Source organism: Herbivorax alkaliphila (genome assembly GCF_030848475.1).
In the GTDB taxonomy this organism is placed as follows: Bacteria; Bacillota; Clostridia; order Acetivibrionales; family Acetivibrionaceae; genus Herbivorax.
This window is the reverse complement of sequence record NZ_JAVDDS010000024.1, coordinates 35,509-59,489: the sequence shown is the minus strand read 5'-3', so window position 1 is coordinate 59,489 and position 23,981 is coordinate 35,509. Positions and strand designations below refer to the sequence as shown.

The following is a 23,981-nucleotide window of genomic DNA, read 5'->3' as shown; positions in this document are numbered from 1 at the left end:
ATCTCCGACGTATCCTGACCCGTGATTCAGCAAAGTCCCATGGATGGGACTTCCTCAGTAATAATAGTTTACCCTAGTTTACCCTATCATTTAAAATTCTACAAACTGTGTAAACTGTTTTGATAAAACAAAACTACACTATAACTAAAGAAAAATATCTTGCTATATTACACTATATATTAGATTTAAAATCTATTCTTTATCTCGTTCTTTAACATAATCCCAGTATTCAGGAGGCGTTTTTTCTTTTTCAACTACATTTAATTCACCAATTTGAGCTATCGCCTTTATTTTATCATTTATAAACTGCTGAAAACAGTTAGGTACATGATCTTTATAATATCTATGAAAGGTAACACATTCTTGACATTTTCCATGCCATTCACATTTAATCTTTGGACATGAACACTTTAAGTTTTTAGGATCTTTCAAAATTGATCTAATTTCTTGAACAACATTATAAAATTCTTCTTTTGACTTCATCTAATCCCTCACTCCTTTACATATTTTCAGCAACTTCAAAGCCTTACCCTAACTAACTCCGCCATGGATGGCGGACAAACAGGATATGTCGGAGATCGTGTGCACTCACGATGTCGATGAGTCGGACCCGTAAGGAATACCCCTTGGCGGCACTCCGTGCCCGACGAATCGATATGGCAGGATGACCTCTGGGATGACAATCGTTAGCTTTTCTTCCTGATGGGCCCTTGTGTGAGTGCTTTGATCTCCGACGTATCCTGACCCGTGATTCAGCTAAACCACACGGATGCGGTTTCCATAAATAGGCTTTAGATTCAACTAAAACTTTATTATTCTTTATCAATCCATTGTATAAATGCTATTTTATCTTTGTCATTATAACCTGCTCTTTTGTAGAAATTTAGGGTAGATTCCTTTTTTGAACCTGTCATCAACATAATTTTATAGCAGTTTTCAGATTCAGCAATTGTTTTTGCAAACTTTAGTATTTCAGTTGCATATCCTTTTCCTCTAAATTCTTCGCTTGTAATAACATTTTCAATTAGTGCATACGGCTGCTGATTATGCGTTAAATTTTTAATAATCATAATTACACAAGATGAAACTATTTTTTCTTCAACAATACCAACAATAATATGATGATTTGGATCGGACAAAATCTCATTCCAAATTTGTTCCAAATTTTTATCTATTATAGGCATTTGATTATTATGTAATTGTGTATACAATAGCAATAAATGCTTTAAATCAGTTTTTCTTGCTTCTCTAATATCTATCACTTTTTCACCCCTAATTTATCTCATTTAAAACCGCTATTCTCCAAAGATTTTTCCTATCAAAACTCCGCCATGGATGGCGGAAAAAACAGGATATGTCGGAGATCTTCTCTAACTACGAACCTATGTTCGTAGTTACTTCTTTTTGTACATAGTATTCACGAACATAGGTTCGTGAATACCCATTATCTTTTTTCTTTATCTCTCATAATTCTATCTAAAGGACTTTGAATCTTCCCAAAATCCTTTTCACTTACATGAGTATATATTTCAGTTGTTTTTGAACTTTCATGTCCAAGCAACTCTTGAATATACCTTAAATCTGTTCCACTTTCTAATAAATGTGTCGCAAACGAATGTCTCAATGTATGTACTGATGCTTTTTTCTTTATACCTACTTTAAACACAGCTCTTCCAAAAACTTTTTGTATAGATCTTTCTGTAATATGTTTCCCTTCCTTCGCACCTTCAAAAAGCCAACTTTCTGGTTTATACAGCTTAAAGTAGTCTCTCAAAATTTCTAATGCTATATTGGATAAAAGTGTATACCTATCTTTTTTGCCCTTAGCTCCTTTTACAAAAATTAGATTTCTTTCGCTGTCAATGTTTTCTACCTTTAGTTTTGCTACCTCGCTAACTCTTAATCCTGCTGAATATATCAACATAATAATTGCTTTATGCTTAACATTTTTGATTGCTTCAATAATTTCAAACACTTCAATTACACTCAAAACATTAGGAAGTTTTTTCTCTTTCTTTGGTCTTACTATATCAAAATCGAACTTATTACTCCCTTTTGTCTCTGCAAATAAAAACTTAAGGGCACTAAAAGCCTGATTAACATATGAAATTGCTTTTCCTTTTTCAATTTCCTTTAGCAAATACATTTTCACATCATTTTTGGTGAACTCCTTAATCTTTGGATTATTATGATAATCCAAAAACCTTTTAATATGATTTAAATAAGCTTTTTGTGTTTTAAAACTATAATTCCTAAGAACTAATTCGTTTTTCAATCCCTTTATCACCGTATCATTTAAGCTATTGCATTCAATTATGTCACATATAATATTACAACCTTTAAACAACTTAAATAAATCTTTAATTGATTCTTTTTCATTTGGTATACTCCATATTTTATCAAATTTCTCCCACCTTCGTCCAGTGATTTGCTTAATTTTTTCAACATTTTCTAAAGAATATGGAATCTGTACCGCTAGTCGCCCTCTAGAATAATTTTTTACAACTAAAGACATAAAATTTCACCTACAATTCAATAAAATTTCCCGAACACTTGTTCGGTATATAGTAATTATACATCTATTGTAATAAAAAATCAAATGTCTTAAATTTAGCGATATATATTTTAGCTAACCAAGTTTCAGTTAAATAAAAAATTGAACATTAGAATTCTAATGTTCAATTTTTTATTATTATTTCTTATTTAATGATTTAAAAATATCAATCCACCAAGCTGTAATTTAATTCCAAATTCTATAATTACCACTTAGTGCTAATATTGCGAATAGATACAGACAATTATCGTAATAACGTCTATCACCTGTTCTCAAAGGTGTATTCCAAAACAAATCAACACATTCTTTTTTATATTTTCCACTACTTGCCAAAGACGCCTGTGCATTTGTTGCAATAATTGCAACTGGATGCAATGCTTTTTCATCAATAATTGTTCCATCTATTTCATATACCATATCTATTTTACCTTTAACAGTTTCACAGAAAAATTTCTGAATATTGTCAGCACATGTACTTTGCCAATCATCTTTGCAAAACCATTCAAAATCCAACCCAATATTAGCAGCTACCCTATAAGAATCGCTATAATACCTTTCTCTATTATCCTTCATAAATGGACTTCCATCATAGTGAGCATACTCAGGTGCAAGCCCTGTAACAGGATGACAGGATTTTTGCAAATACTCCCTGCTACATTTTGCAGCTTCTTTCCAAAACTCTCTGTCCTCTTCATCTGCCCACAAAGCAAATAATTCATAAAAATGGGGCATATGATATGATGGATCTGTAAAATCACAACTTGGAACAAATCTAATTAGCTTATTGTCAGGATCCCACATTGAACGTCCTGGTCTTCCATTTTCACCTTTATGAACACATTCTCTCAAAATCTCTCTGGCTTCTTTAGAATATTCAAAAATACCTTCACCATCACCCCAGCGCTTCCAAGCGAAAAATAGTGCCATAGCAAAATATTCTTCCCCATCAGGTGCTGGACCATCTGCATTTTTTGTGCCATCAGGTGCTACAGACCAAGCAAAGTAACCAGCATTCTCTCCATCTTCCATCCACATGTAGGTTTTAGCCCATTTCCAAAGACAGTCAAATTCCTTTTTCCAATTCCTCTGCACACACATCATCATGGCATATGACATTCCCTCAGTTCTCGCATCGTTATTTCCAGTATCCTCGAAATATGCCATATCGTTACTTACTTGATGGTATAACCTTTCATCATCTGAACCATAAAAAATTGTTTTATAAACATCATCAAGCTTTTGTTCAATTTCTTTTTCACTATAACCAAACTCTTTGAATATATTTCTATATTCTCCAGTATAAAATGCACCTCTCATATTAAACTCCTTTCTTTTCCATTAAAATCAGTAATAGATAGACAAGACCTTTTAAAAATACCACTTAATAAGCCAACAATTCGCCATTGCTCATGAATTTGCCAAGAAACCTTATAGTTCCCTTCAATGATACTTTGCATCCTGGGCTACATAGACAAACAATTTCAGATAGGGTAGAATCTCTATCCGAATATTCGGTATTTAGCTTTAGCTAAACGAATTCACTTTGATAATCACATTTTATATCGATATAACAATGTTGTCAAATTTTTTATCTGATATCTAAATAACATTTTTTATAATCAACATTACTAAACCAATTTTCAAAAACAATATTATGTGTTGGTTTAATATTAATGCTAAAAAATTTGTTTTAATAAGTAAATGCCAATAAAATCTTTGAATTAAATAAATTTTTTTACAAAATACCACTTGGAAAATTGTCGGTATCTGCTGTATAATTAAATATATAGACTTTTTGTTGGGGAGGTATGAATATGAAAGTAAAAAAGCTCACTTTTATAATTGTCATTTTAATCTTTTCCTCATTTAGTTTTGCATCAGCTTCAGATTCCAACATTAATCAAATAACTAAAGAGGAATTGACTGAGTACATCGAAGGACAGCTCATTGTCTCTCTTGAAAACAAATATGATTTTTCAATCCAGAGCACACGCAATTCAACTTCAGACCCTTTTTCTACAATGGAATTAAACGGTTTTAACGTAATAGATTCTCTCTTTAATGATTTATATACCAATTATGAGTTTCAAAGTTTTTCAATTCAAAATCAAAAAAATAATTTAGAAGAACAATTAATGGAATATATCGGAGATATCTCACTGGTTGAATATCCTGATAAATATGATTGTATTGAAACTGCTATTACAAGTCTTGAAAATATCCTTATTGAAAATGGATTCAATGTCAATTATATTGAACCAAACTATACTGTAAAATCATTTGAAGATGATACAACAAGTATGCATATTAATCAAAGATGGTACTATAACATGATTAATATTCCTGATGCATGGAATATAACCACTGGTTCTAAAGATATCAAAATTGCTGTCTTAGATACTGGTATCGACTACACTCACCAAAGTCTTGAAGAGATTGTAGATACTGAACTAGGAAGAACTTACGTTGGAAATGACATGATGGATGATGCTGGTCATGGTACACATATTGCAGGCACCATTGCAAGTTATGGTAATATTTCAGGTATTATGAAAGAGGCAACACTGATTCCAATAAAAGTTTTAGACGAAGATGGATTGGGATCATCTTTTGATGTACAAAGAGGTATATTTTATGCTTCAAGTATAAATGCAGATGTTATAAATATGTCTTTTGGGGGAGAATACTATTCTAGAGGAATAAGAGACGCATGCAACTATGCTTATTCTAGAGACTCTGTTTTAGTATCAGCAACTGGAAACGAAGGTGTTTCGGATTTTATGTATCCAGCATCATATGACAGTGTTATTGCTGTTGGAGCCATAGACGCAAACAAAGAAAGACCTAACTTTTCTAACTATGGAGAAAAACTCGAACTTGTAGCTCCAGGCACTTTTATATACAGCACAATACCTGAAAATAACTATACACATGATTCAGGTACATCCATTGCTGCCCCCCAGGTTTCAGCTATAGCAGGTCTTATGAGATCTTTAGACAAGGATATATCTTCTTATGATATACGAAATATTTTGATAGAAACCGCTCAAGATATAGGTGAAAAATATTATTTTGGTTACGGCATTGTAGATGCACACGCTGCTCTATTGGCTGTCAATGACTCATTTGAAGAACCTGTAGAAAAAATAAAAGGAGATGTAAACGGAGATAATGTTATCGATTCAACTGATTTAACTCTAATGGGAAGGTATATTCTTGAAATAATAGATGAGTTTCCCCATCCAGAAGGCAAAAATGCTGCGGATATAAACGACGATGGTGTAATCAATTCTTCTGATTATGTACTTTTAACAAAGTATCTTCTTGAAATAATAGATGAGCTTTAACTTTTAACAATAAGTATTCCCACAGCATTTTGCTGTGGGAATACTATATAAACTTTTCTGACAAAATAATTTTAATCAAATTCTCTAAAAATGTCGGTTCCATAATCTTTATTTATTTGTAATTTAAACTTTTATATCTAACATATACCCAATTAATGATACTAAAAGTATTTCTCAAACCCCAATCTTTAAATTATTCTCTCTTATTATAGAACCTCATGAAAATCTCTCTATTTCACTACTTAATAATCCGCTTTTTCTGCATTCATTGATAGTACAATATTTAAATTTCCATTTCTGCATCTTAGTTCATCTAAAAACTCTTTCTCATTTGCATCTTCTTTCATTGTCACCACATATGCAAGCTCAAAAAGCGTACCCAAATCAGTAGTTTTGACTCTTTTTAACTCATAACTTGAAGTATATTCCAAAAGTACTTCATCAAAAACACCTTGATAATCCAAATCCTCAGGTATAACAATTTTAAGCTGTTTTACATATGTTTTTTTATCTCCAAAATTTGTTACACTTAAAACATACATAAATGCACATATTAAAGCCGTAAATAGTACAGCATGCGACATTAATCCAACTCCACAAGCAAGACCCGCACCTGCTGAAAAAAGTATATAAGAAATATCTTTAGGGTCTCCTGGTGCACTTCTAAATCTAATAATTGAAAATATACCCATTAAACTAAAAGCTCTTGCCACACTACTTCCAACTAGCAATATAATAATTGCAATAACAGCTGGAATCATAATTACTGTAAGTGTAAAGTTTTGTGAATACTTACCCTTTGCATGCGTTTTCATGTAGGTAAATGCAATTAAAAGTCCTAATGCAAATGCAATTACCATGGTAGCTATAGTATAAGTAAAAGATGCGGTTGCTTCCATATCCTCCGGTGTTGAATCCATAATATCAGTTATATTTGCAATTACCGGACTAATAAAGGATAAGTTTGACTTTGCTGATGTAATTGCGGTATTAAAAATTGTTTCAAACACTCAATACTTTCCCCCTCTATAACATTTTCACTCTTCATTTTTTTATACTCTACTCCATACTTTGAAAAACTGGTTTTGTAAAGTTTAAAATCGCTAAGCATCTTAGATAACCATAAAGGTACACTTTTTTCAGCTTTCACCTCCATAAGATAAACACTGTCATCTAAAAGCCTCTGTCCATAATCACCAAATTCAAGCCTTAAATCTGTTCTTCTGGTTCTTATATTTGTGTCAAATGTTAACCTTAAATCTCTATTGTTTTTACCAAAAAACGCTCTTCTATCGTATGCAATATAAATTTTCGGTACAAGGTTATACATTTTAAGAAAATAATCAATTTCATTTAAAACCTGTTTGTTCATATATTCCTTGTACTCTGGTTTTCTAGAAGTATACAAATAACTATATGCCTCTTTTAGTACCAATTTTGTTCTTCTTTTGTTGACAAGTCCATTTACTTTTTTCTTAATTTCCAAATAAACCTTATCTTCTAAAGAAGGTATTCCATAACCTCTTAACCTCAGTTTCTCCTTATATTTAGGTTTTGATATCGACTTTCTAATAAGCTCATTATTCATTGTGTCATAGTATATATTAGATATAGTGTAATATGGATGAAGTTTGTTATATTCATCAAGTTCCATATATTTCCTGAGCTCACATTGAACTTCTTCATATACTTGTGCACTCACTAAAAATTTTTTCTCATATCTGTTAAAAACCTCTATCGCCATGGCTTTACATCACCCCCTTTGTTGTCTTTCATTAAAAAACGAAAAAACAATTGGTATTAATCATAAACCATCTCCTTCCAACTATAAAACTTTAAAGATGCCATAATATAAAATACGTACGCGATAAAAATTTAGGTTCATTTTTTAAATAATTTATTTACTAAATGCACCTTTAACTTATATTTCGAAATGTAAATTTTTTTTGGTCAAATAATGTGCTTTTCTGTCTTACAAAAAGGATAAACCAAATCATTTATCTTATTCTAAAACTCCACTTTATATAAGGTGGAGTTGCTCTTATAAATCTTCAGGCGGAGTTAAGTCTCCACCTGAAGCCTCGATCTTAGCTTTAGCTAAACGAGTTCACTGAATTCACACGATAGACTCTAACATAATTCTTAACCTAATTCAAACCCCTTAATAAGGTAATGACGTAATTACATCTAGAAGATATCGTTTTAGTATAGCACAATCTGTAGAGTCAATTTTTCCATCTAAATTTAAATCTGCGACAGCAAATTTATCTTCTAAAGGTAACTCTGAAATATTTAAAACATGTCTTTGTAACAATACGTAATCTGTAGAATCAATTATATTATCTCCGTTTATATCTCCCATCAATTGCTGCTCTACGGTTGACTCCTTGAATACAGCTGTTATACTCATTCCATTTTGAGGATTAACTGTTATTGTTTCTTTCTCTTCATCAATTCCTTCCCATCCTTCAAACTGGTAGCCTTCCTTTGGAATCGCTTCAATAGTAACTGGAACTCCTTCAAAATACACTCCATCCCATTGATTTGGATTTTTAATTCCAGGGGTTTTTTCATTTATGTCTATTGAATTTATTCTTATAAAACCTTTTTCATTATCAGCATTAAGGTTAATCACTGTCTCACCTGCAACCCCATCATTATGAAACTTATTCATTATATGTCCATGCACATATGAAGGTCTCTTATCAGCAAAATCCCTCATTATTTCAATTTCTTCTTCCCAGTCCTCAATTTTAATCCATCGCCTATTGTGTTCAGCAATAACATCTACTATATTTTCTCTTTTTTGATCAATCATATCATTTACTCTTTCAGGAACAAATATGGTGTTTATATGATCTGCAAAACGATTTATAAATGCTTTTTTAAAATCATCATTTTCTAAAAGAGTTTTGAACAAAAATACCGCCCATGGGTGATTTGCTTCAAAACCGCTTCCATCAGTGGAAGCAAATCTCAAAGTATTATGATCCACCTGTCCACCATATGCAAGACCAAAACCAAAGTCGGTATCTTTTATTGCCCATCTCCACCTGCCATCTAAACCTCTACGAGCATCTGGATTGTATTCACCATCCTCAGTATTATATCTCCACATAACCTGATTGTTTGAAGGCCAATCTGTATTTGCAAAGAATATTTGAAAAACCTGATAGTCAATAAAATTATCTATATCCATCAATGTATTAATGTGATCATATGTACTTTGCTGTCTTATATCATTTTGTTCAAGGTATCTTATCATGTCCCTATAGTCCTCTAAGTCCTCCTCTGTTCCCTCATTTACATCAATTGCTTCTGTACTACCTCCTCCAAAATCTAAAACTGCAACTCTGTGCCTATCTAGATTATAGTGAGTTTGAAAATACCTATTGTCCAAACGTTCTCTTATATTGTATAATCCCCAAAATTCACCATTTAAAAATACTACTGAAGGCCTGAAAGCCTGAGTGTCCACTTGAAGATGAGACACCAATCCCTGCATTAGACCATCTCTAAACATTGTATATTGAGAGTCGTTACCAGAATGTCTCAGTATAAGACGCTTAAAAGTCTCTAAAGGTACACCATTAGATCCTCTGGCTTCTAGTCCAGGAAAAATATTATAATCAAACCAGTTTTGTTCATCATAATCTGATCTAGCATACAATCTAAAAGATTTTTGAGCGTATCTTCTTGTATACCCACCATGTATTCTAACTCCACCATCTCTAGAAAAAGCAAGTGAACCATCTTCTTCAAAAAACTCAATATGAGCAGGTCTTTCCCATTCTCGTCCTCTATTCAAATAGTTTTCATTTACATATAAGCCAATTTCATCATCAAAAAGCCCCTTACTATCAGTTGCCAAAGAAATTACAGGAACACTATATCTTTGGTTTCCATCAGAATCTACAAAATAGGAATGTGTAACTATATCACTTAATGAACCTTCTTCATTTACAGCAACTGCCCTTATCGTTGTTCCTTTAAAAAGATCTCCTTCTGGCTCATGCCAGCCATGCCATCTATCATTTGATATGTTAGATATCATTGACAGTACGTTAGGATCTTCTGTTCTGTCTCTAATTAATATGCTGTCAGTATACTCAAAGGTTCCTTGAGACCTTGGAACAGGCTCTGAGCCATCTGTAGTGTAATAAATACGTGCACCCTGTTCCTCTGTGGTGAGAGATAACTCAAATGGTTCTAAATAGAACCCCCCTTTTAGTGAAAAGGTAGGCTCTAAAGCCTCATCTGACTGGGCAACAACATTAGAGACTATTGCTCCAACCAATAGAACTGTCAAAGCCAGCAAACTACATACTTTTTTCTTCAAATTTAAAACCTCCTAAAATAAAAATTATATAATAACTAAAAACAGATATTCTAAACCACTTTTCTGTTTTTAATTAAAATTTCATAATAATAAATCTGAGTTCTTGTATACAATTCACTGAACATTAAAATTTGAATTCTCCACAAAATAGAAGTCTATGACAAGATCTACTTCCCTTTGAAGTCTTTTACTTTGCCACAAAACTTCAAAACATAAATGATATGCTAAAAAGACTGTTTCAAAACTATGTATATAATATTTCAAAAAAGATTTATTAATACAATAATTTCATAATTAAATATAAATCTTTGTAACTATATTAAATTATACTTTCATATTATACCTATATATATTATACTCACATACCTGCCAATATTTCAACACTTCAACACATCTTAGTGTATGTCATTTAAGTAAATGAAAATATGGATAAAAGATTGTAGAGCATGTTAAGTTGTTCTTTACATTTAATATATGCACCCATACATCTCTAATAATTGTTTTATAACCATTTTTATAGAATATCCTAAGTATAAAAATTTCTAAAATAGCATTAAAAAAAGTCTCTGAAAATTATCAGAAACTCAAATATTTTTTTCTAGTTACTATCAAGAATTTCTTTAAAAGAGCCATAAATATTTTTAATATCTTCATCTGAAAGTTTAACCCCTGTCCATATTTCATATGCCTTAATTCCCTGATAAAAAAGCATACCTAAACCATTGATTGTTTTGCATCCTTTATTTTTTGCATCTGATAGTAATTTTGTTTCTACTGGATTGTATATTACATCATATACAATCTGATTTTCATTAAAGTAATCTCCACTTACAGGAGTTTCTTCAACATCAGGCGTCATCCCCACAGATGTAGTATTTATAATTATGTCGCTTTCTTCAAAAGCCATTTTAAATGTTTTGTCTTCAAAATTATACACCTGAACAACTTCATTTACATTTTCATTTACCACTTCCGCAAGATCTATGGCTTTTTCTTTAGTACGGTTCACAATACTTATTTTTTCTGCCCCTTCTGATGCAATTTTCACAGCCACAGGACGTGCCACACCTCCTGCTCCTATTAAGACAACCTTTTTCCCTTTAAAAGAAGTTTTTGCCTCTTCTTTAAAAGACCTTAAAAAGCCTTCTGCATCTGTATTATAACCCCAAAGTCTTCCATCAATTTTCTTAACTGTATTTACAGCTCCCATTAAAATTGCTTCTATTGTATTGTCATCAATATATTTCATTATTTCTTTTTTATATGGAATAGTAACATTAAACCCTACAAAATCTAAAGCTTTTAAAGCCTTAACTACAGTATGCAAATCCTCTTTTTCCACTTTTAGAGGCACATATACAAGGTCTAATCCTAAAAGTGAACTAAGTGAATTATGAAGCATTGGTGAAATAGAATGTTCAACGGGATTTCCAATAAGCCCTATTAATTTTGTTTGTCCTGTTACTCTATCATCAATATTCATATTTATCTCCTTTATCCTGTTCTAAGACTCCACCTTCTATACAGTGGAATTCTTTTTGTAATTTTCAGTTGAAATAGAATTTCCTTCTAAATTCCCTATATTTAGTTTTAGCTAAACGAGCTCACTCTTCAAGTTCTTTTCTGGTTGTCTTGGCATGTCTTGCCAAAACAAATTTTTCTACCCTTCTTTTCATTTTGACTAAAATAAATTCTTTAACAGCTATTGGGGTTACTAATATAGTAAACATATTAAGTTTGTTTCCACCATAAATATCGGTAAAAACCTGATCTCCAATAACAGCAATTTGTCCTGGTCTAATTCCCATAAGTTTTACTGCCTTTAAAAAAGGCTTTTTTCTCGGTTTTGAAGCACGTGATATTGCATCAACCCCCAGCTTCTCATTAAACTTTAAAACTCTTTTTTGAGAGGCATTAGAAACTATACAAACTTTAAACCCCATTTTTTTTACTTTATCCAACCAATCAATAATATCAACCCCTGCCTCCTCTATATAGTCAGGTACAAGCGTATTATCAATATCAAGAATAAGTCCCTTTATATTATTATCAATTAAATAATTTAAATCTATTTTTTTAACATCCTCCGCAATCAAATCAGGATAAAATCTACTAATCATTTTTTCCTCCAAAACCTTAATCTAAGTTTAAAATTAAAATCCTATTAATAGAATAACAGCATAAAAACATAATAGCAATAAAATAAATTTTTATTTTAACTGTTTTTTAATAATTTTTTCATCAATTTTTTAAAAGTACTGGATTTTTATAAGAAAAAGTTGCATAATATATATATACTATTTTCCTTAAAAAGCTTGTTTTTATTAGAAAACTTTTATATTCAAACTCTTAATTGCAAGCTAAAATAAAGGCTTTGGACTCAGAACCCCTTCATTATTAGCTCTTTCACTTAAATTACAGGGCTTTTAAAAAGATACTTTAAAGATAACATAGTTTGTCTTAAACAATGCTAATACTTTGATTGCAGCTATAACCATGATATGATATAATTTTTAAAAGATATTATTGATAATGATTTTATTCTTTATACTAAATTTTCTTCCACTATCTAGTGTGAAGTTATTAGATTTCTTACTGAAAGGGGTAATTAAAATGTCATTTAAAATAAGTTTTGAAAAAACTCAAAATCCCAAGGAAAAACCAGACCCATCTAATTTAGGATTTGGGGAATTATTCACTGATCACATGTTTATAATGGATTATACAGAAGGTAAAGGCTGGCACGATCCACGAATCGTTCCCTATGCACCTTTACAACTTGATCCTTCAACAATGGTTTTTCATTATGGTCAGGCCATTTTTGAAGGTCTTAAAGCCTACAAAACTGAGGATGAAAAAATACTTCTATTTAGACCTGAAAAAAACATGGAAAGAATAAATTTTTCAAATGATAGAATGTGCATACCTTATATAGACACAAAATTTGCAGTAGATGCTGTTAAAGAACTTGTAAGTATTGAAAAAGATTGGATTCCCGATGCAGAAGGCACCTCACTTTATATACGACCATTTATCATTGCTACAGATCCTTTTTTAGGTGTAAGACCTTCATTAACTTACAAATTTATAATAATTCTATCTCCAGTTGGTGCATATTATAAAGAAGGAATAAATCCTGTTAAAATATATGTTGAAAACAAATATGTACGTGCAGTCAAAGGAGGTGTCGGCTTTTCTAAAACTCTTGGAAATTATGCCAGCAGCTTAAAGGCACAGATAGAAGCAAAGAATAAAGGCTATACACAGGTACTGTGGTTAGATGGTGTTGAGAGGAAATATGTTGAAGAAGTTGGCACAATGAATGTGTTTTTCAATATAGACGGTGAAATAATCACACCTTCTTTAGAAGGTAGTATTCTGCCAGGAATAACAAGAAGTTCTACTATCGAACTTTTAAAGTCATGGGGTATTACAGTAACTGAAAGAAAAATTGATATAAACGAAATATATGAAGCCCATTCAAAAGGTAAACTTATTGAGGCTTTTGGAACTGGTACTGCTGCTGTTATTTCTCCAATAGGGGAACTTAACTGGAATGATAATATCATAAAGATTAATAATGGTGAAATAGGTTCACTTTCTTCTAAAATTTACAGCACTTTGACTGGTATACAATATGGAAAAATTGAAGATAATTTTGACTGGACAGTGGAAGTACTTTAATATTGTTTATTTTTAGCAATAAAATATAATAACAAACATGAAAGGAGAGATTTTTTATGAACGTAGACCCTATAGTAATTCTTCTAATAATAGGTGCTGCAATTGTTTTTTTGTCTATCTTTTTTACCGTTATTCCTGTAGGTCTTTGGATTTCTGCTCGTGCTGCTAATGTAAAAGTAGGAATCTTTACACTTGTAGGAATGAGATTTAGGAGGGTTGTTCCTTCAAGAGTAGTAAACCCTCTAATTAAGGCAACAAAGGCAGGGCTAAATCTTGCAACAAATAAGTTAGAAGCCCATTACTTAGCTGGTGGAAATGTTGACAGAGTTGTAAATGCTCTTATTGCTTCTCAAAGAGCAAACATTCCACTTGAATTTGAAAGAGCTGCAGCAATTGATTTGGCAGGAAGAAATGTTCTTGAAGCTGTTCAAATGAGTGTTAATCCTAAAGTTATTGAAACTCCAGTTATTGCTGCTATTGCAAAGGATGGTATAGAACTTCGTGCCAAAGCTAAAGTTACAGTAAGAGCAAATATCGATCGATTAGTTGGTGGTGCTGGGGAGCAAACCATTATAGCACGTGTTGGTGAAGGTGTTGTTACCACTGTTGGTTCTGCATTCACTCACAAAGAGGTTTTAGAAAATCCTGATGCAATATCTAAAACTGTATTGGGTAAAGGTTTAGATGCAGGAACTGCATTTGAAATACTTTCAATTGACATTGCCGATATTGATGTTGGTAGAAACGTAGGTGCACAACTTCAAACCGATCAGGCAGAAGCTGACAAGCGTATAGCACAGGCAAAAGCTGAAGAAAGAAGAGCTATGGCTGTAGCTGAAGAACAGGAAATGGTAGCAAGAGTCCAAGAAATGAGAGCAAAGGTTGTAGAAGCAGAATCAGAGGTTCCAAAAGCTATGTCTACAGCATTGCGTGAAGGAAAACTTGGAGTTATGGACTATTACAACATGCAAAACGTAATATCAGATACTCAAATGAGAGAAAGTATATCTGATGCAGGCAAAAAAAATACTGATAAACCCGATAAGAAATAGTCTTTTATAGTTTAAGGAGTTGTTTAGTTATGAGTGATTTTCTTTTTGACATCCTTGAAAATATTTCAAATGAAATTCAAGGAACTAATAAAAAAGTACCTTCGCAGAGAGTTCGTCAACAAAGACCAAAACCTCAAAGAACGGTTCAAGGTGCTCAAAAAACTAAAAAAAGATCTGTTGACACAGAGAGAGAACCCGATAATTCTGGTGTTGTGGATAAAAATAAAACAACTCCAAAATCTGAAGATGCATATAATGTTTCTTCAAATCAACGTAATGATATTTTGCCTGACTTTTCAAACCTTACTGAGAAAGAAGTTGTAAGTGGAATTGTGTTTTCTGAAATACTTGGAAGACCTAAGTCTATTAGAAAAAGGCACAGGTAAATTTAAAAAAAAATAAAGGAAGGGGATTATTAATCCCCTTCCTTTATTTTTTTTTAAATTTACCTGAAGCCTCGATATTTATCTTTAAACTTTATATTTAGTCCTAAAAGACAAAGTGCTTATTATAATCTAATAATTTTCTGCTAAAACCTCAAAGTGTGCTTTTGGATGAACACATGCAGGACATTGTTCAGGTGCACTATCGCCCTCGTGAACATATCCACAATTACGGCATTTCCAAGAAATCTTATTATCCTTTTTGAACACTGTATTTTCAGCAATATTTTTTGCCAGCTTTCTGTATCTTATTTCATGTCTTTCTTCTGCTTTTGAAATCATTTTAAAAGCTGTTGCAACATCTGAAAATCCTTCTTGCTCTGCTACTTTAGCAAACTCGGGATACAAATCTGACCACTCTTCATTTTCACCATCTGCTGCTGCCTTTAAATTATCTAATGTTGTACCCTGTGCAACAGGAAAATCAGCATTTATTTCCACTGTAGCTGGTAATTCACCATCTAGCCCTGCTAACAGAAACTTATAAAATCTTTTTGCATGTTCTTTTTCATTATCTGCAGTCTCAATAAAAATTCCCTCTATCTGCTTATATCCTTCCTTTTTAGCAACGCTAGCATAGTACGTATATCTGTTTCTTGCTTGAGATTCCCCTGCAAATGCCTTCATTAAATTTTCCATCGTTTTTGTGCCTTTTAAACTTTTCATTTTATTAAACCTCCTGTGTTATTTGTTAGTTGTTACTTTCTATATACCATTAACATTATACATTAAAACATAAGTTTTTAAAATATAATTTTATACTCTCTAAACTGCGTAACTTTTCTTTATAGAATATTTTCAATCACCTTTAGTATATATCAAGGAAAAATGCTCTGATTAATTATCTACACAAAAGATATCTTTTATGTGTTAAAAATTATATTATTACAATAGTTTTAAGTTTATTTTAAAACCATAGACTTTCCCCCAATATTCTAAAAAATATGATAAAATAGTACTGTATTACTTTACAAAAGCTAAAATAAAATTTAGGGGTTATTATAATGAGTTTTAAAAAATCTGTACTTATTTGGAGTTGCATATTTTTAATAGCTGGCAGCTTAATACTTTTTCTGGCAAAAATGGGGTTCACTAGTACCCAAGATTCAGTAAGCACAATTACATATGAAGAGACCTTAGATACAATAAATCCAAATAATTTATTTAAATCATTCTTAAGTAAAGAAGCTCCAAAAACACCGGAACCTGAAGAAGAAGAAATAGACTACGATGCTATTGATGGCTTAACAGATGGACCTAGGTATTCAGAACAGCTTGTTTCTCCAAACAGTAAAAATATATTGTTTACAGGTTCTGATTCTTTATCAGGTCTTAATGATACTATAGGTATATTTAGTATCGATAAAGAAAGTAAAAAATTAAAAGTTATAATGATACCAAGAGATTTGTACATAGATTACAATTTAAAGGTTCGGCACTATCTTGATTTAAATAATAGAAACCGTCCCGATTATTACAAAATCAACAGTGCCCACTACATTGGCCCATTTTTATCTCATGAGGGAAATTTTAATCCATACTCTATTAATTTTTTAGCTGATGTGATACATGAGGTCTTTGACATAACAATAGATGATTATATAAGTTTAAATCCTCAAGGATTTTCAGAAGTGGTAGATTTATTTGGAGGGGTTAACATTTATGTCCCCTATGATATGTATTATAGAGATCCTTTTCAAGATCTTTCAATTGAACTTGATAAAGGCTCTAACTGGCTTAACGGTGAAGACGCCGAAGGTTTTGTGAGATTTAGACAATACTATGATGAAGATGGTGAGCTTGTAAATTTAGGAGACTTTGAAAGAAAAAGAAATCAGATAAATTTCATAAAAGCTTTCATAGATCAACACGGTACAATATCAAATATAGACAAACTTCCTGAATTATTAGGCACATTGAGTAGAAATGTACGCCACAGTATAGGAGTTGGAAATATTCTAACCTCATACATGGGGCTCTCTAGAGATATAATTTCTAACGACTATGAATTTGAAACAATAACCATTACAGGCACTGGAAAAATAATGAACCGAACATATTATTTAGTAATAGAATAGTAATTTATAAAAACTTTAATTTTTATAAATTACTATGATTCAAACAAAACAGCCTGCACTTCATTTATAAATGAAGTGCAGGCTGTTTTGTTTATACAAATTCTTTCATCATGTCCTCTAGCTTTTCTTTAGAAATTGGCTGTTGATATGCTAGAGCGTCTTCATTCTTAAGAAATTCAACTCTGTCATGATATGTTTCAAATTCTTTTTTAAATATTATGCCTGTTGGAATTTTATCTCCCCATTCCATAGCTTTTTCAATTGCTTTTGTTTTGTCAGTATAATCATAACTGTCATCAAGCTTATAAACTCTTTTATTATACCATGAAAATGTATTTATTTTATTAAAACTTACACATGGCTGAAGTATATCAACAAGAGCATATCCATTGTAGTTAATTGCTTCTTCCATTATTGAAGCTAAACTAGCCTTATCGCCACTAAAGGCTCTTGCAACAAACCCTGCCCCTAGTGATAGAGCTATGAATACAGGATTCATAGGCACATTTATAGAACCTTCAGGCTGAACCTTTGTTTTATGCCCAACATCAGTAGTTGGTGATGCCTGCCCTTTTGTAAGTCCATATATCTGATTATTGTGTACAAAGTGTGTAATATCTACATTCCTTCTTATGTTGTGAATAAAATGATTTCCACCTTCTCCATAAGTATCTCCGTCTCCTGAATCAATAATTACCGTTAAATTTTTATTTGCTATCTTTGCAGCTGCAGCAGGAGGTATGGCTCTGCCGTGAAGTCCACAAAAACCATTAACATTTATATATTGAGGTGTTTTAGCCGCCTGGCCTATACCTCCTACCACCAAAACCTCGTGAGGTTGCTTCTTTAACTCACAAAGAGTAGTTTTTAAAGCTTCTAGTATATTGAAATTTCCGCATCCTGGACACCAAGCTGTGTCAAATGTTTTATAATTGCATTTCATATCAATTTACCTCCCTCAACTTATTGTATATCTCTTCTGAACTAATTGGTCTTCCATCATACTTTAAAATACTATGCTCACATTTAATACCTGTTTCTTCCCTCACAAGAGATGCCAGCTGTCCTGTCGCATTTTGTTCAACATTTATAACTTTTTTAATATTTTTACACATTTTATTTAGCATTTTTAAAGGAAGTGGCCATATGTCTCCAAAAACCAGTGCACCATATTTAGTGTTGCCATTTGTGTTTAAAAGCTGAATTGCCTCCTTTAAAGGTCCTTCAAGTGAACCCCATCCTAAAAGTAAAAATTCAGGCTCATCTTCTCCATAAAAAGACGGTTCAATAAGTTCTTCTTTCAAGATTTCCATTTTTTTAAGTCTTTTATCACTCATATTTATCCTTACTTCAGGTGATTCAGTTATTCTTCCATATTCATCATGCTCGTCACTATCAACTAAAACTCTGCTGCCTTTTATTTTTCCTGGAATTATTCTTGGTGAAATTCCATTTTGAGTTATCTCATATGTCTTATATTCTTTTCCATCCATATACTCTTTATGGTTAAAATGCCTTTTTAGTTCTACTTTATTGACATTAAAGGGTTTTATAGTTGTTGTATAATCAGCTAAAAACTGATCTCCTAAAATAATAACAGGCATTCTATATTTATCTGCTATATTAAACGCTCTCATGGTTTGATAAAAACAATCTTCAGGATTTTTAAGTGCTATAACCATTCTTGGAAATTCACCATGAGATGCAGATATTACAAACTTTAAATCTGATTGTTCTGTCCTTGTTGGAAACCCTGTTGCAGGACCTGGTCTTTGGATTTCTGCAATTACCAAAGGTATTTCCTGTATTCCTGATAGCCCTAGAGCTTCCACCATAAGAGAGAAGCCACCTCCAGAAGTACCAGTCATTGCTCTTGTTCCAGCATAAGATGCTCCTATTGCCATATTTATTGCTGCTATCTCATCTTCTGCCTGTTCAACAACAATTTTAGCCTCTTCCATTTTTCCTGCTAAATAATTCATTATGCTTGTAGAAGGAGTCATTGGGTATGCCGAATAAAACTTACATCCTGCTGCAATAACCCCAAGAGCTATTGCATCATTTCCATTTATCAACATTTTATCATCTTCTTTTGAAGCATTGATATAGTATATTGAATCAACAAGATTATTTCCTGCTCTTATTGCCTTGATATTCTGAGAAGCCACCTCTTTTTTAAAAGTATCTTCTAAAACTTTCTCTAAAAAAGATATATCAAGATTATACAACTTAAATAGTGCTCCTACTGCAACACTGCCAAAAACTTTAAAATTTCCTATTTCCTTTGCCTTTTTCATTAGAGGAAGTTTTAGAAGACGTTTATCAGTATATTCTATACTTTCATCAGCTATAATAAACCCCTCTTTTTCTAATCTTTCAATATGATTCGAAATGGTTTCATCATTAAAAGCTATTATACCGTTAAGTTTATCTCTATGAGAAGTAATTTTTTCTTCTCCAAAACGAATCTGAGTAAAATTATGACCTCCTCGAACCCTTGACATGTAATCTCTTATAGTAAATATTTCTAGACCCATTCTCTTTAAAGCCTTTTCAATTATAGATGTAATAGTATCCATTCCCTGCCCTGCCATTCCACCAACTAAAATATTGTAATCCATTTTCTCACCTCAAATTATAATTTTTTCTCGTAAACAATGCTTTAGAAATAATTCACTATTCTCAAGAACAAAATCCCTATGATTTAACGAATTTTAGCCAATGAGAATCCAATGCTATTTATTTTTACTTATGTATATTTTAATATTTACCACAAAAACTAATTAAAAAAACAATTAAATATTTTTTAATAAAACTCTTATCTGTTTTATCTTATTCTAAAACTCCACCTGAAGTCTTGATGTTTAGCTTTAGTTAAACGAGTTCCTAGATTGCATGTCATTTATATAAAAATATGGAATATGTGTTGTGTGTCAAATTGTAGGGTCTATTAGTGTAACAAAAAAAGAAAATATTGTAGTTTTTTCGCATTTATCGTGTTACAAAATTTGTCTTAATAAATTATAATATTTTGTATAAATTAATAGTATAGTACTTTTTTCAAGGAGGTTTTTTTATGCAGACACATATACACAAGTATAGGTTCGAAAGTAAGGAAACTAACTGTCACAAGCATAAAATCCTTGGCTATACTGACTACATGATAGGAATAGGTGCTCTGCACTTTCATACTTTTTATGGTATATCCTCACATATGGGACATGTGCACTGTTTTTCAGGTTTTACAGGCTTTCCTGTTAAAACCTACAACGGACATATTCATAAAATGGAAGGGTGTCTTGAACCTGTCAATATGCATCAGCATATATTTTATAATTATACCGATGAAGATGTCGGATATATAAGTAAGTCCAATTTAGACAAAGCATATGTTTAAGGTTTTATATCAATATATAACCGTTTTTAGCCCATACCCGAACTATAGCTAGACTTGCAATTTTTTTAAAAAACGTTTATTATATATAATGTAAAGTAAGTATACTTTATTCAACAAAAAAACTTTATTGTTTTTGTATAGTGTGTAAATATAAAGAAGATTACTTTTCAAAGGCGTTTCACAATTATATTGATGCGTCTTTTTATTTTTTTGTATGGTTAGTGAAAGGAGATTTCAAAATGTATAAAGAACAAACTTACTCATTAGCTAATGTTTTCGGAGCTTGCGTTTTTAATGATGTTGTTATGAGAGAGCGTCTGCCAAAACTTACTTATAAAGCATTAAAACGAACTATTGATGAAGGAATTTCCCTTACTCCTCAAGTTGCGGAAATAGTTGCTAATGCGATGAAAGATTGGGCAATTGAAAAGGGAGCTACACATTATTCCCACTGGTTTCAACCCATGACAGGGATTACTGCTGAAAAACACGACTCTTTTATTTCTCCCACATCTGATGGCAAAGTGATAATGGAGTTTTCTGGCAAAGAACTTATAAAAGGTGAACCTGACGCCTCTTCATTTCCATCAGGAGGACTCAGAGCAACTTTTGAGGCAAGAGGATATACCACTTGGGATTGTACATCTCCTGCGTTTGTTAAAGAAAATACTCTTTACATTCCAACTGCATTCTGCTCATATACTGGTGAAGTACTGGACAAAAAAACTCCTCTACTTCGCTCTATGGAAGCTATATCTAAAGAAGCTCTTAGGGTTCTCAACATTTTTGGAAACACAACTACTTCTAAGGTTATGACAACTGTAGGAGCTGAACAGGAATATTTTTTAATTGATAAGGAAACATATCAAAAACGAAAAGATATAATTTTAACTGGCAGAACTCTTTTTGGTGCAAAACCTCCTAAGGGTCAGGAATTAGGCGATCATTATTTTGGAACCTTGAAAGAAAGAATTTCACTCTTTATGAAAGAACTCGATCAGGAGCTTTGGAAACTTGGTGTTTCAGCAAAAACAAAACACAATGAAGCTGCTCCTTCCCAGCATGAGATAGCTCCAATTTTCACCACCACAAACATTGCTACAGACCACAATCAAATTATTATGGACACACTAAAGAAAGTAGCATTAAGACATAATCTGGTATGTCTTCTCCATGAAAAGCCATTTGCAGGCGTTAACGGTTCTGGAAAGCACAATAACTGGTCACTTTCTACAAATGATGGTCAAAATTTATTGGATCCTGGAAACACTCCACATGAAAACGCACAATTTCTAGTGTTTTTATGTGCAGTGATTAAAGGTGTGGATGAATATGCAGATCTTTTAAGGGCATCAGCTGCCAACCCTGGAAATGATCACCGTTTAGGTGCTAATGAAGCTCCACCTGCAATAATATCTATTTTTCTCGGTGACCAGCTTACTGATATTTTAGAACAAATAGAAAATGGAGGTGCAAAATCCTGCAAAAAAGGTGGCGAATTAAAAATAGGAGTGTCAACACTTCCAAATCTACCCAAAGATACAACTGATAGAAATAGAACCACTCCTTTTGCTTTTACAGGAAACAAATTTGAATTTAGGATGGTTCCATCTTCTGCTTCTATTGCAGGTCCAAACTTTGCACTAAATACCATAGTTGCTGAAATACTATCTCAAATAGCAGACAGATTAGAAAAAGCTCAAGATAGAAACGCAGAAATTCAACTGATTTTAAAAGAAATTGTTTCTAAACATAAAAAAGTAATTTTTAACGGAAACAATTATTCTGATGAGTGGGTTAAAGAAGCAACAAAAAGAGGTCTTCCAAATATAACTTCAACTGTAGAGGCAGTTAAAACAATTGTCGATGAAAAAAATATAAATTTATTTGAAAAACACGGCATACTAACACGTCACGAACTTCAATCACGTTGTGAAATAATTTTAGATCATTATATAAAAACTATTAATATAGAAGCCTTAACTACAATTGAAATTGCAAAAAGACAAATTTTACCTTCAGTAATAAATTTCACTACAACCATTGCAAATTCTATAAATTCCATAAAAGAAACAGGTCTTGGTGTAGATATAACTCCTCAAGCAGAACTTTTGACCGAAGTTTCTTCCCTGCTTGTTTCTTTAAAGAAAAATATATCTTTTTTAGAAAAATCAGTGGAAAAAACCTCCGAATCATCTTCTGACACTTATACTTTAGCACTAATTTATAAGGATGATATATTTGTTAAAATGTCAAACTTAAGAAATGTTGCTGATAAGCTAGAAACATTAATTGATGAAAAAATGTGGCCATTTCCAACTTGTGGAGAATTGTTGTTTAATGTATAATACTGGGCTTATTTAGATACGCTAAATACTAAAATTTCAGGTGGAGATTCTACTCCACCTGAAGGTTATAACATTCTCTAAACTGCAACAACTTTAATTTTTGGAATATTGTTCTCCACCTTTAATATATACACCCTAATATTAACTCCACATTGTAGAAGGTAGAGTTTTAGAATATGATATATTCTTTTTTTGAATTTCTTGGTATTCCATCCCAAATTTAAGAGCTTTCATTTCTAACGGAATCAAATGATGTTTTCTTTGAGGCAATGTTTTATATAAAGCATTTTCAAAGTTTTTCTTTAATGTAATTCCAGTTTCATTTATAAGTTTGCCTAAAAGAATAATATTTGCAAATGTAGCATTTCCCATTTCAGAGGCCGTCTTTGTTGCAGGTATACTACATACATTTATATCTTTACGATAGGGTTGTTTATCAACATCAACTAATGAACTATCAACGATAACAATTCCTCCAGCTTCAACCATGCTTTCAAATTTATCCAAAGAGGGACTGTTCATAGCTATTAAAGATGTTGCACTGTTTAAAACTGGTGATCCTATATCATCATCAGAAACAATTACATGACAGTTTGCCGTTCCACCTCTCATTTCAGGTCCATAGGAAGGTAAAAATGAAATTTTTTTATTTTCAAGCATTCCACAATATGCAAGTATTCTGCCTGCTGAAACCACTCCCTGTCCACCAAAACCTGAAATGATAACTTTATGCTGCATT

20 protein-coding genes are annotated in these 23,981 nt (G+C 32.0%); 7 read left to right on the top strand and 13 right to left on the bottom strand.

Going from position 1 to position 23,981, the window contains the following annotated elements; all coding sequences use genetic code 11:
* Positions 1-192: 192 nt before the first annotated feature.
* The 4 genes from RBH29_RS10340 to RBH29_RS10325 all read right to left on the bottom strand — a co-directional run bounded on the left by RBH29_RS10340 (position 193) and on the right by RBH29_RS10325 (position 3,871).
* Positions 193-483, bottom strand: a complete 291-nt coding sequence (locus RBH29_RS10340) for a hypothetical protein (protein WP_306696740.1) — start codon at positions 481-483, stop codon at positions 193-195.
* A gap of 329 nt (positions 484-812) precedes the next feature.
* The gene (locus RBH29_RS10335) at positions 813-1,262 is read right to left on the bottom strand and encodes a GNAT family N-acetyltransferase (RefSeq protein WP_306696739.1); all 450 of its coding nucleotides are present in this window, start codon (positions 1,260-1,262) and stop codon (positions 813-815) included.
* Between the two features lie 182 nt (positions 1,263-1,444).
* On the bottom strand, positions 1,445-2,515 hold the full coding sequence (locus RBH29_RS10330) for a tyrosine-type recombinase/integrase (RefSeq protein WP_306696738.1): 1,071 nt from the start codon (positions 2,513-2,515) through the stop codon (positions 1,445-1,447).
* 225 nt (positions 2,516-2,740) lie between these two features.
* Positions 2,741-3,871, bottom strand: a complete 1,131-nt coding sequence (locus RBH29_RS10325) for a glycosyl hydrolase family 8 (protein WP_306696737.1) — start codon at positions 3,869-3,871, stop codon at positions 2,741-2,743.
* Between the two features lie 497 nt (positions 3,872-4,368).
* Between RBH29_RS10325 and RBH29_RS10320 the strand changes: the two genes are divergently transcribed.
* Complete coding sequence (locus RBH29_RS10320) at positions 4,369-5,901, top strand: S8 family serine peptidase (RefSeq protein WP_306696736.1); 1,533 nt, start codon at positions 4,369-4,371, stop codon at positions 5,899-5,901.
* A 242-nt stretch (positions 5,902-6,143) separates the two neighbouring features.
* Here RBH29_RS10320 and RBH29_RS10315 read toward each other — a convergent pair whose 3' ends face one another.
* The 5 genes from RBH29_RS10315 to RBH29_RS10295 form a co-directional block, all read right to left on the bottom strand.
* Positions 6,144-6,821 (bottom strand): DUF4956 domain-containing protein, encoded by a 678-nt coding sequence (locus tag RBH29_RS10315; RefSeq protein WP_306696743.1) that lies wholly within the window; start codon positions 6,819-6,821, stop codon positions 6,144-6,146.
* A gap of 20 nt (positions 6,822-6,841) precedes the next feature.
* Positions 6,842-7,645, bottom strand: coding sequence for a polyphosphate polymerase domain-containing protein (locus tag RBH29_RS10310; RefSeq protein WP_306696735.1), 804 nt, complete (start codon positions 7,643-7,645; stop codon positions 6,842-6,844).
* Positions 7,646-8,062: 417 nt separating this feature from the next.
* Positions 8,063-10,240: a CotH kinase family protein gene (locus RBH29_RS10305; RefSeq protein WP_306696734.1), complete on the bottom strand. Its 2,178-nt coding sequence runs from the start codon at positions 10,238-10,240 to the stop codon at positions 8,063-8,065.
* 598 nt (positions 10,241-10,838) lie between these two features.
* Positions 10,839-11,723 (bottom strand): shikimate dehydrogenase, encoded by an 885-nt coding sequence (gene aroE / locus RBH29_RS10300; RefSeq protein WP_306696733.1) that lies wholly within the window; start codon positions 11,721-11,723, stop codon positions 10,839-10,841.
* Between the two features lie 121 nt (positions 11,724-11,844).
* Entirely contained in the window at positions 11,845-12,360 is a 516-nt protein-coding gene (locus RBH29_RS10295; protein ID WP_306696732.1) for a YqeG family HAD IIIA-type phosphatase, read from the bottom strand.
* Positions 12,361-12,853: 493 nt separating this feature from the next.
* On the opposite strand from RBH29_RS10295, the gene RBH29_RS10290 reads away from it, so the two are divergent.
* The 3 genes from RBH29_RS10290 to RBH29_RS10280 are packed head-to-tail and all read left to right on the top strand — an operon-like array spanning position 12,854 to position 15,362.
* Entirely contained in the window at positions 12,854-13,924 is a 1,071-nt protein-coding gene (locus RBH29_RS10290) for a branched-chain amino acid aminotransferase (RefSeq protein WP_306696731.1), read from the top strand.
* Between the two features lie 56 nt (positions 13,925-13,980).
* Positions 13,981-14,976, top strand: coding sequence for a flotillin-like protein FloA (floA, locus tag RBH29_RS10285; RefSeq protein WP_306696730.1), 996 nt, complete (start codon positions 13,981-13,983; stop codon positions 14,974-14,976).
* A gap of 29 nt (positions 14,977-15,005) precedes the next feature.
* Positions 15,006-15,362 carry a hypothetical protein gene (locus tag RBH29_RS10280; RefSeq protein ID WP_306696729.1) on the top strand — a complete coding sequence of 119 codons (357 nt, stop codon included), beginning with the start codon at positions 15,006-15,008 and terminating at the stop codon, positions 15,360-15,362.
* A gap of 129 nt (positions 15,363-15,491) precedes the next feature.
* Here RBH29_RS10280 and rbr read toward each other — a convergent pair whose 3' ends face one another.
* Positions 15,492-16,085: a rubrerythrin gene (rbr, locus tag RBH29_RS10275; RefSeq protein ID WP_306696728.1), complete on the bottom strand. Its 594-nt coding sequence runs from the start codon at positions 16,083-16,085 to the stop codon at positions 15,492-15,494.
* A 338-nt stretch (positions 16,086-16,423) separates the two neighbouring features.
* On the opposite strand from rbr, the gene RBH29_RS10270 reads away from it, so the two are divergent.
* Entirely contained in the window at positions 16,424-17,497 is a 1,074-nt protein-coding gene (locus RBH29_RS10270) for an LCP family protein (RefSeq protein ID WP_306696727.1), read from the top strand.
* A gap of 91 nt (positions 17,498-17,588) precedes the next feature.
* Here RBH29_RS10270 and RBH29_RS10265 read toward each other — a convergent pair whose 3' ends face one another.
* Both RBH29_RS10265 and RBH29_RS10260 read right to left on the bottom strand, forming a co-directional pair.
* Positions 17,589-18,440, bottom strand: coding sequence for a thiamine pyrophosphate-dependent enzyme (locus RBH29_RS10265; RefSeq protein WP_306696726.1), 852 nt, complete (start codon positions 18,438-18,440; stop codon positions 17,589-17,591).
* A gap of 1 nt (position 18,441) precedes the next feature.
* On the bottom strand, positions 18,442-20,118 hold the full coding sequence (locus RBH29_RS10260; protein ID WP_306696725.1) for a 2-oxoacid:acceptor oxidoreductase subunit alpha: 1,677 nt from the start codon (positions 20,116-20,118) through the stop codon (positions 18,442-18,444).
* A gap of 455 nt (positions 20,119-20,573) precedes the next feature.
* Between RBH29_RS10260 and RBH29_RS10255 the strand changes: the two genes are divergently transcribed.
* Both RBH29_RS10255 and RBH29_RS10250 read left to right on the top strand, forming a co-directional pair.
* Positions 20,574-20,894, top strand: coding sequence for a hypothetical protein (locus RBH29_RS10255; protein ID WP_306696724.1), 321 nt, complete (start codon positions 20,574-20,576; stop codon positions 20,892-20,894).
* Positions 20,895-21,133: 239 nt separating this feature from the next.
* Entirely contained in the window at positions 21,134-23,242 is a 2,109-nt protein-coding gene (locus RBH29_RS10250) for a glutamine synthetase III family protein (protein WP_306696723.1), read from the top strand.
* A 141-nt stretch (positions 23,243-23,383) separates the two neighbouring features.
* On the opposite strand, the gene RBH29_RS10245 is transcribed toward RBH29_RS10250, so the two are convergent.
* Positions 23,384-23,980 (bottom strand): 2-oxoacid:acceptor oxidoreductase family protein, encoded by a 597-nt coding sequence (locus RBH29_RS10245; protein WP_306696722.1) that lies wholly within the window; start codon positions 23,978-23,980, stop codon positions 23,384-23,386.
* Position 23,981: the final 1 nt, after the last annotated feature.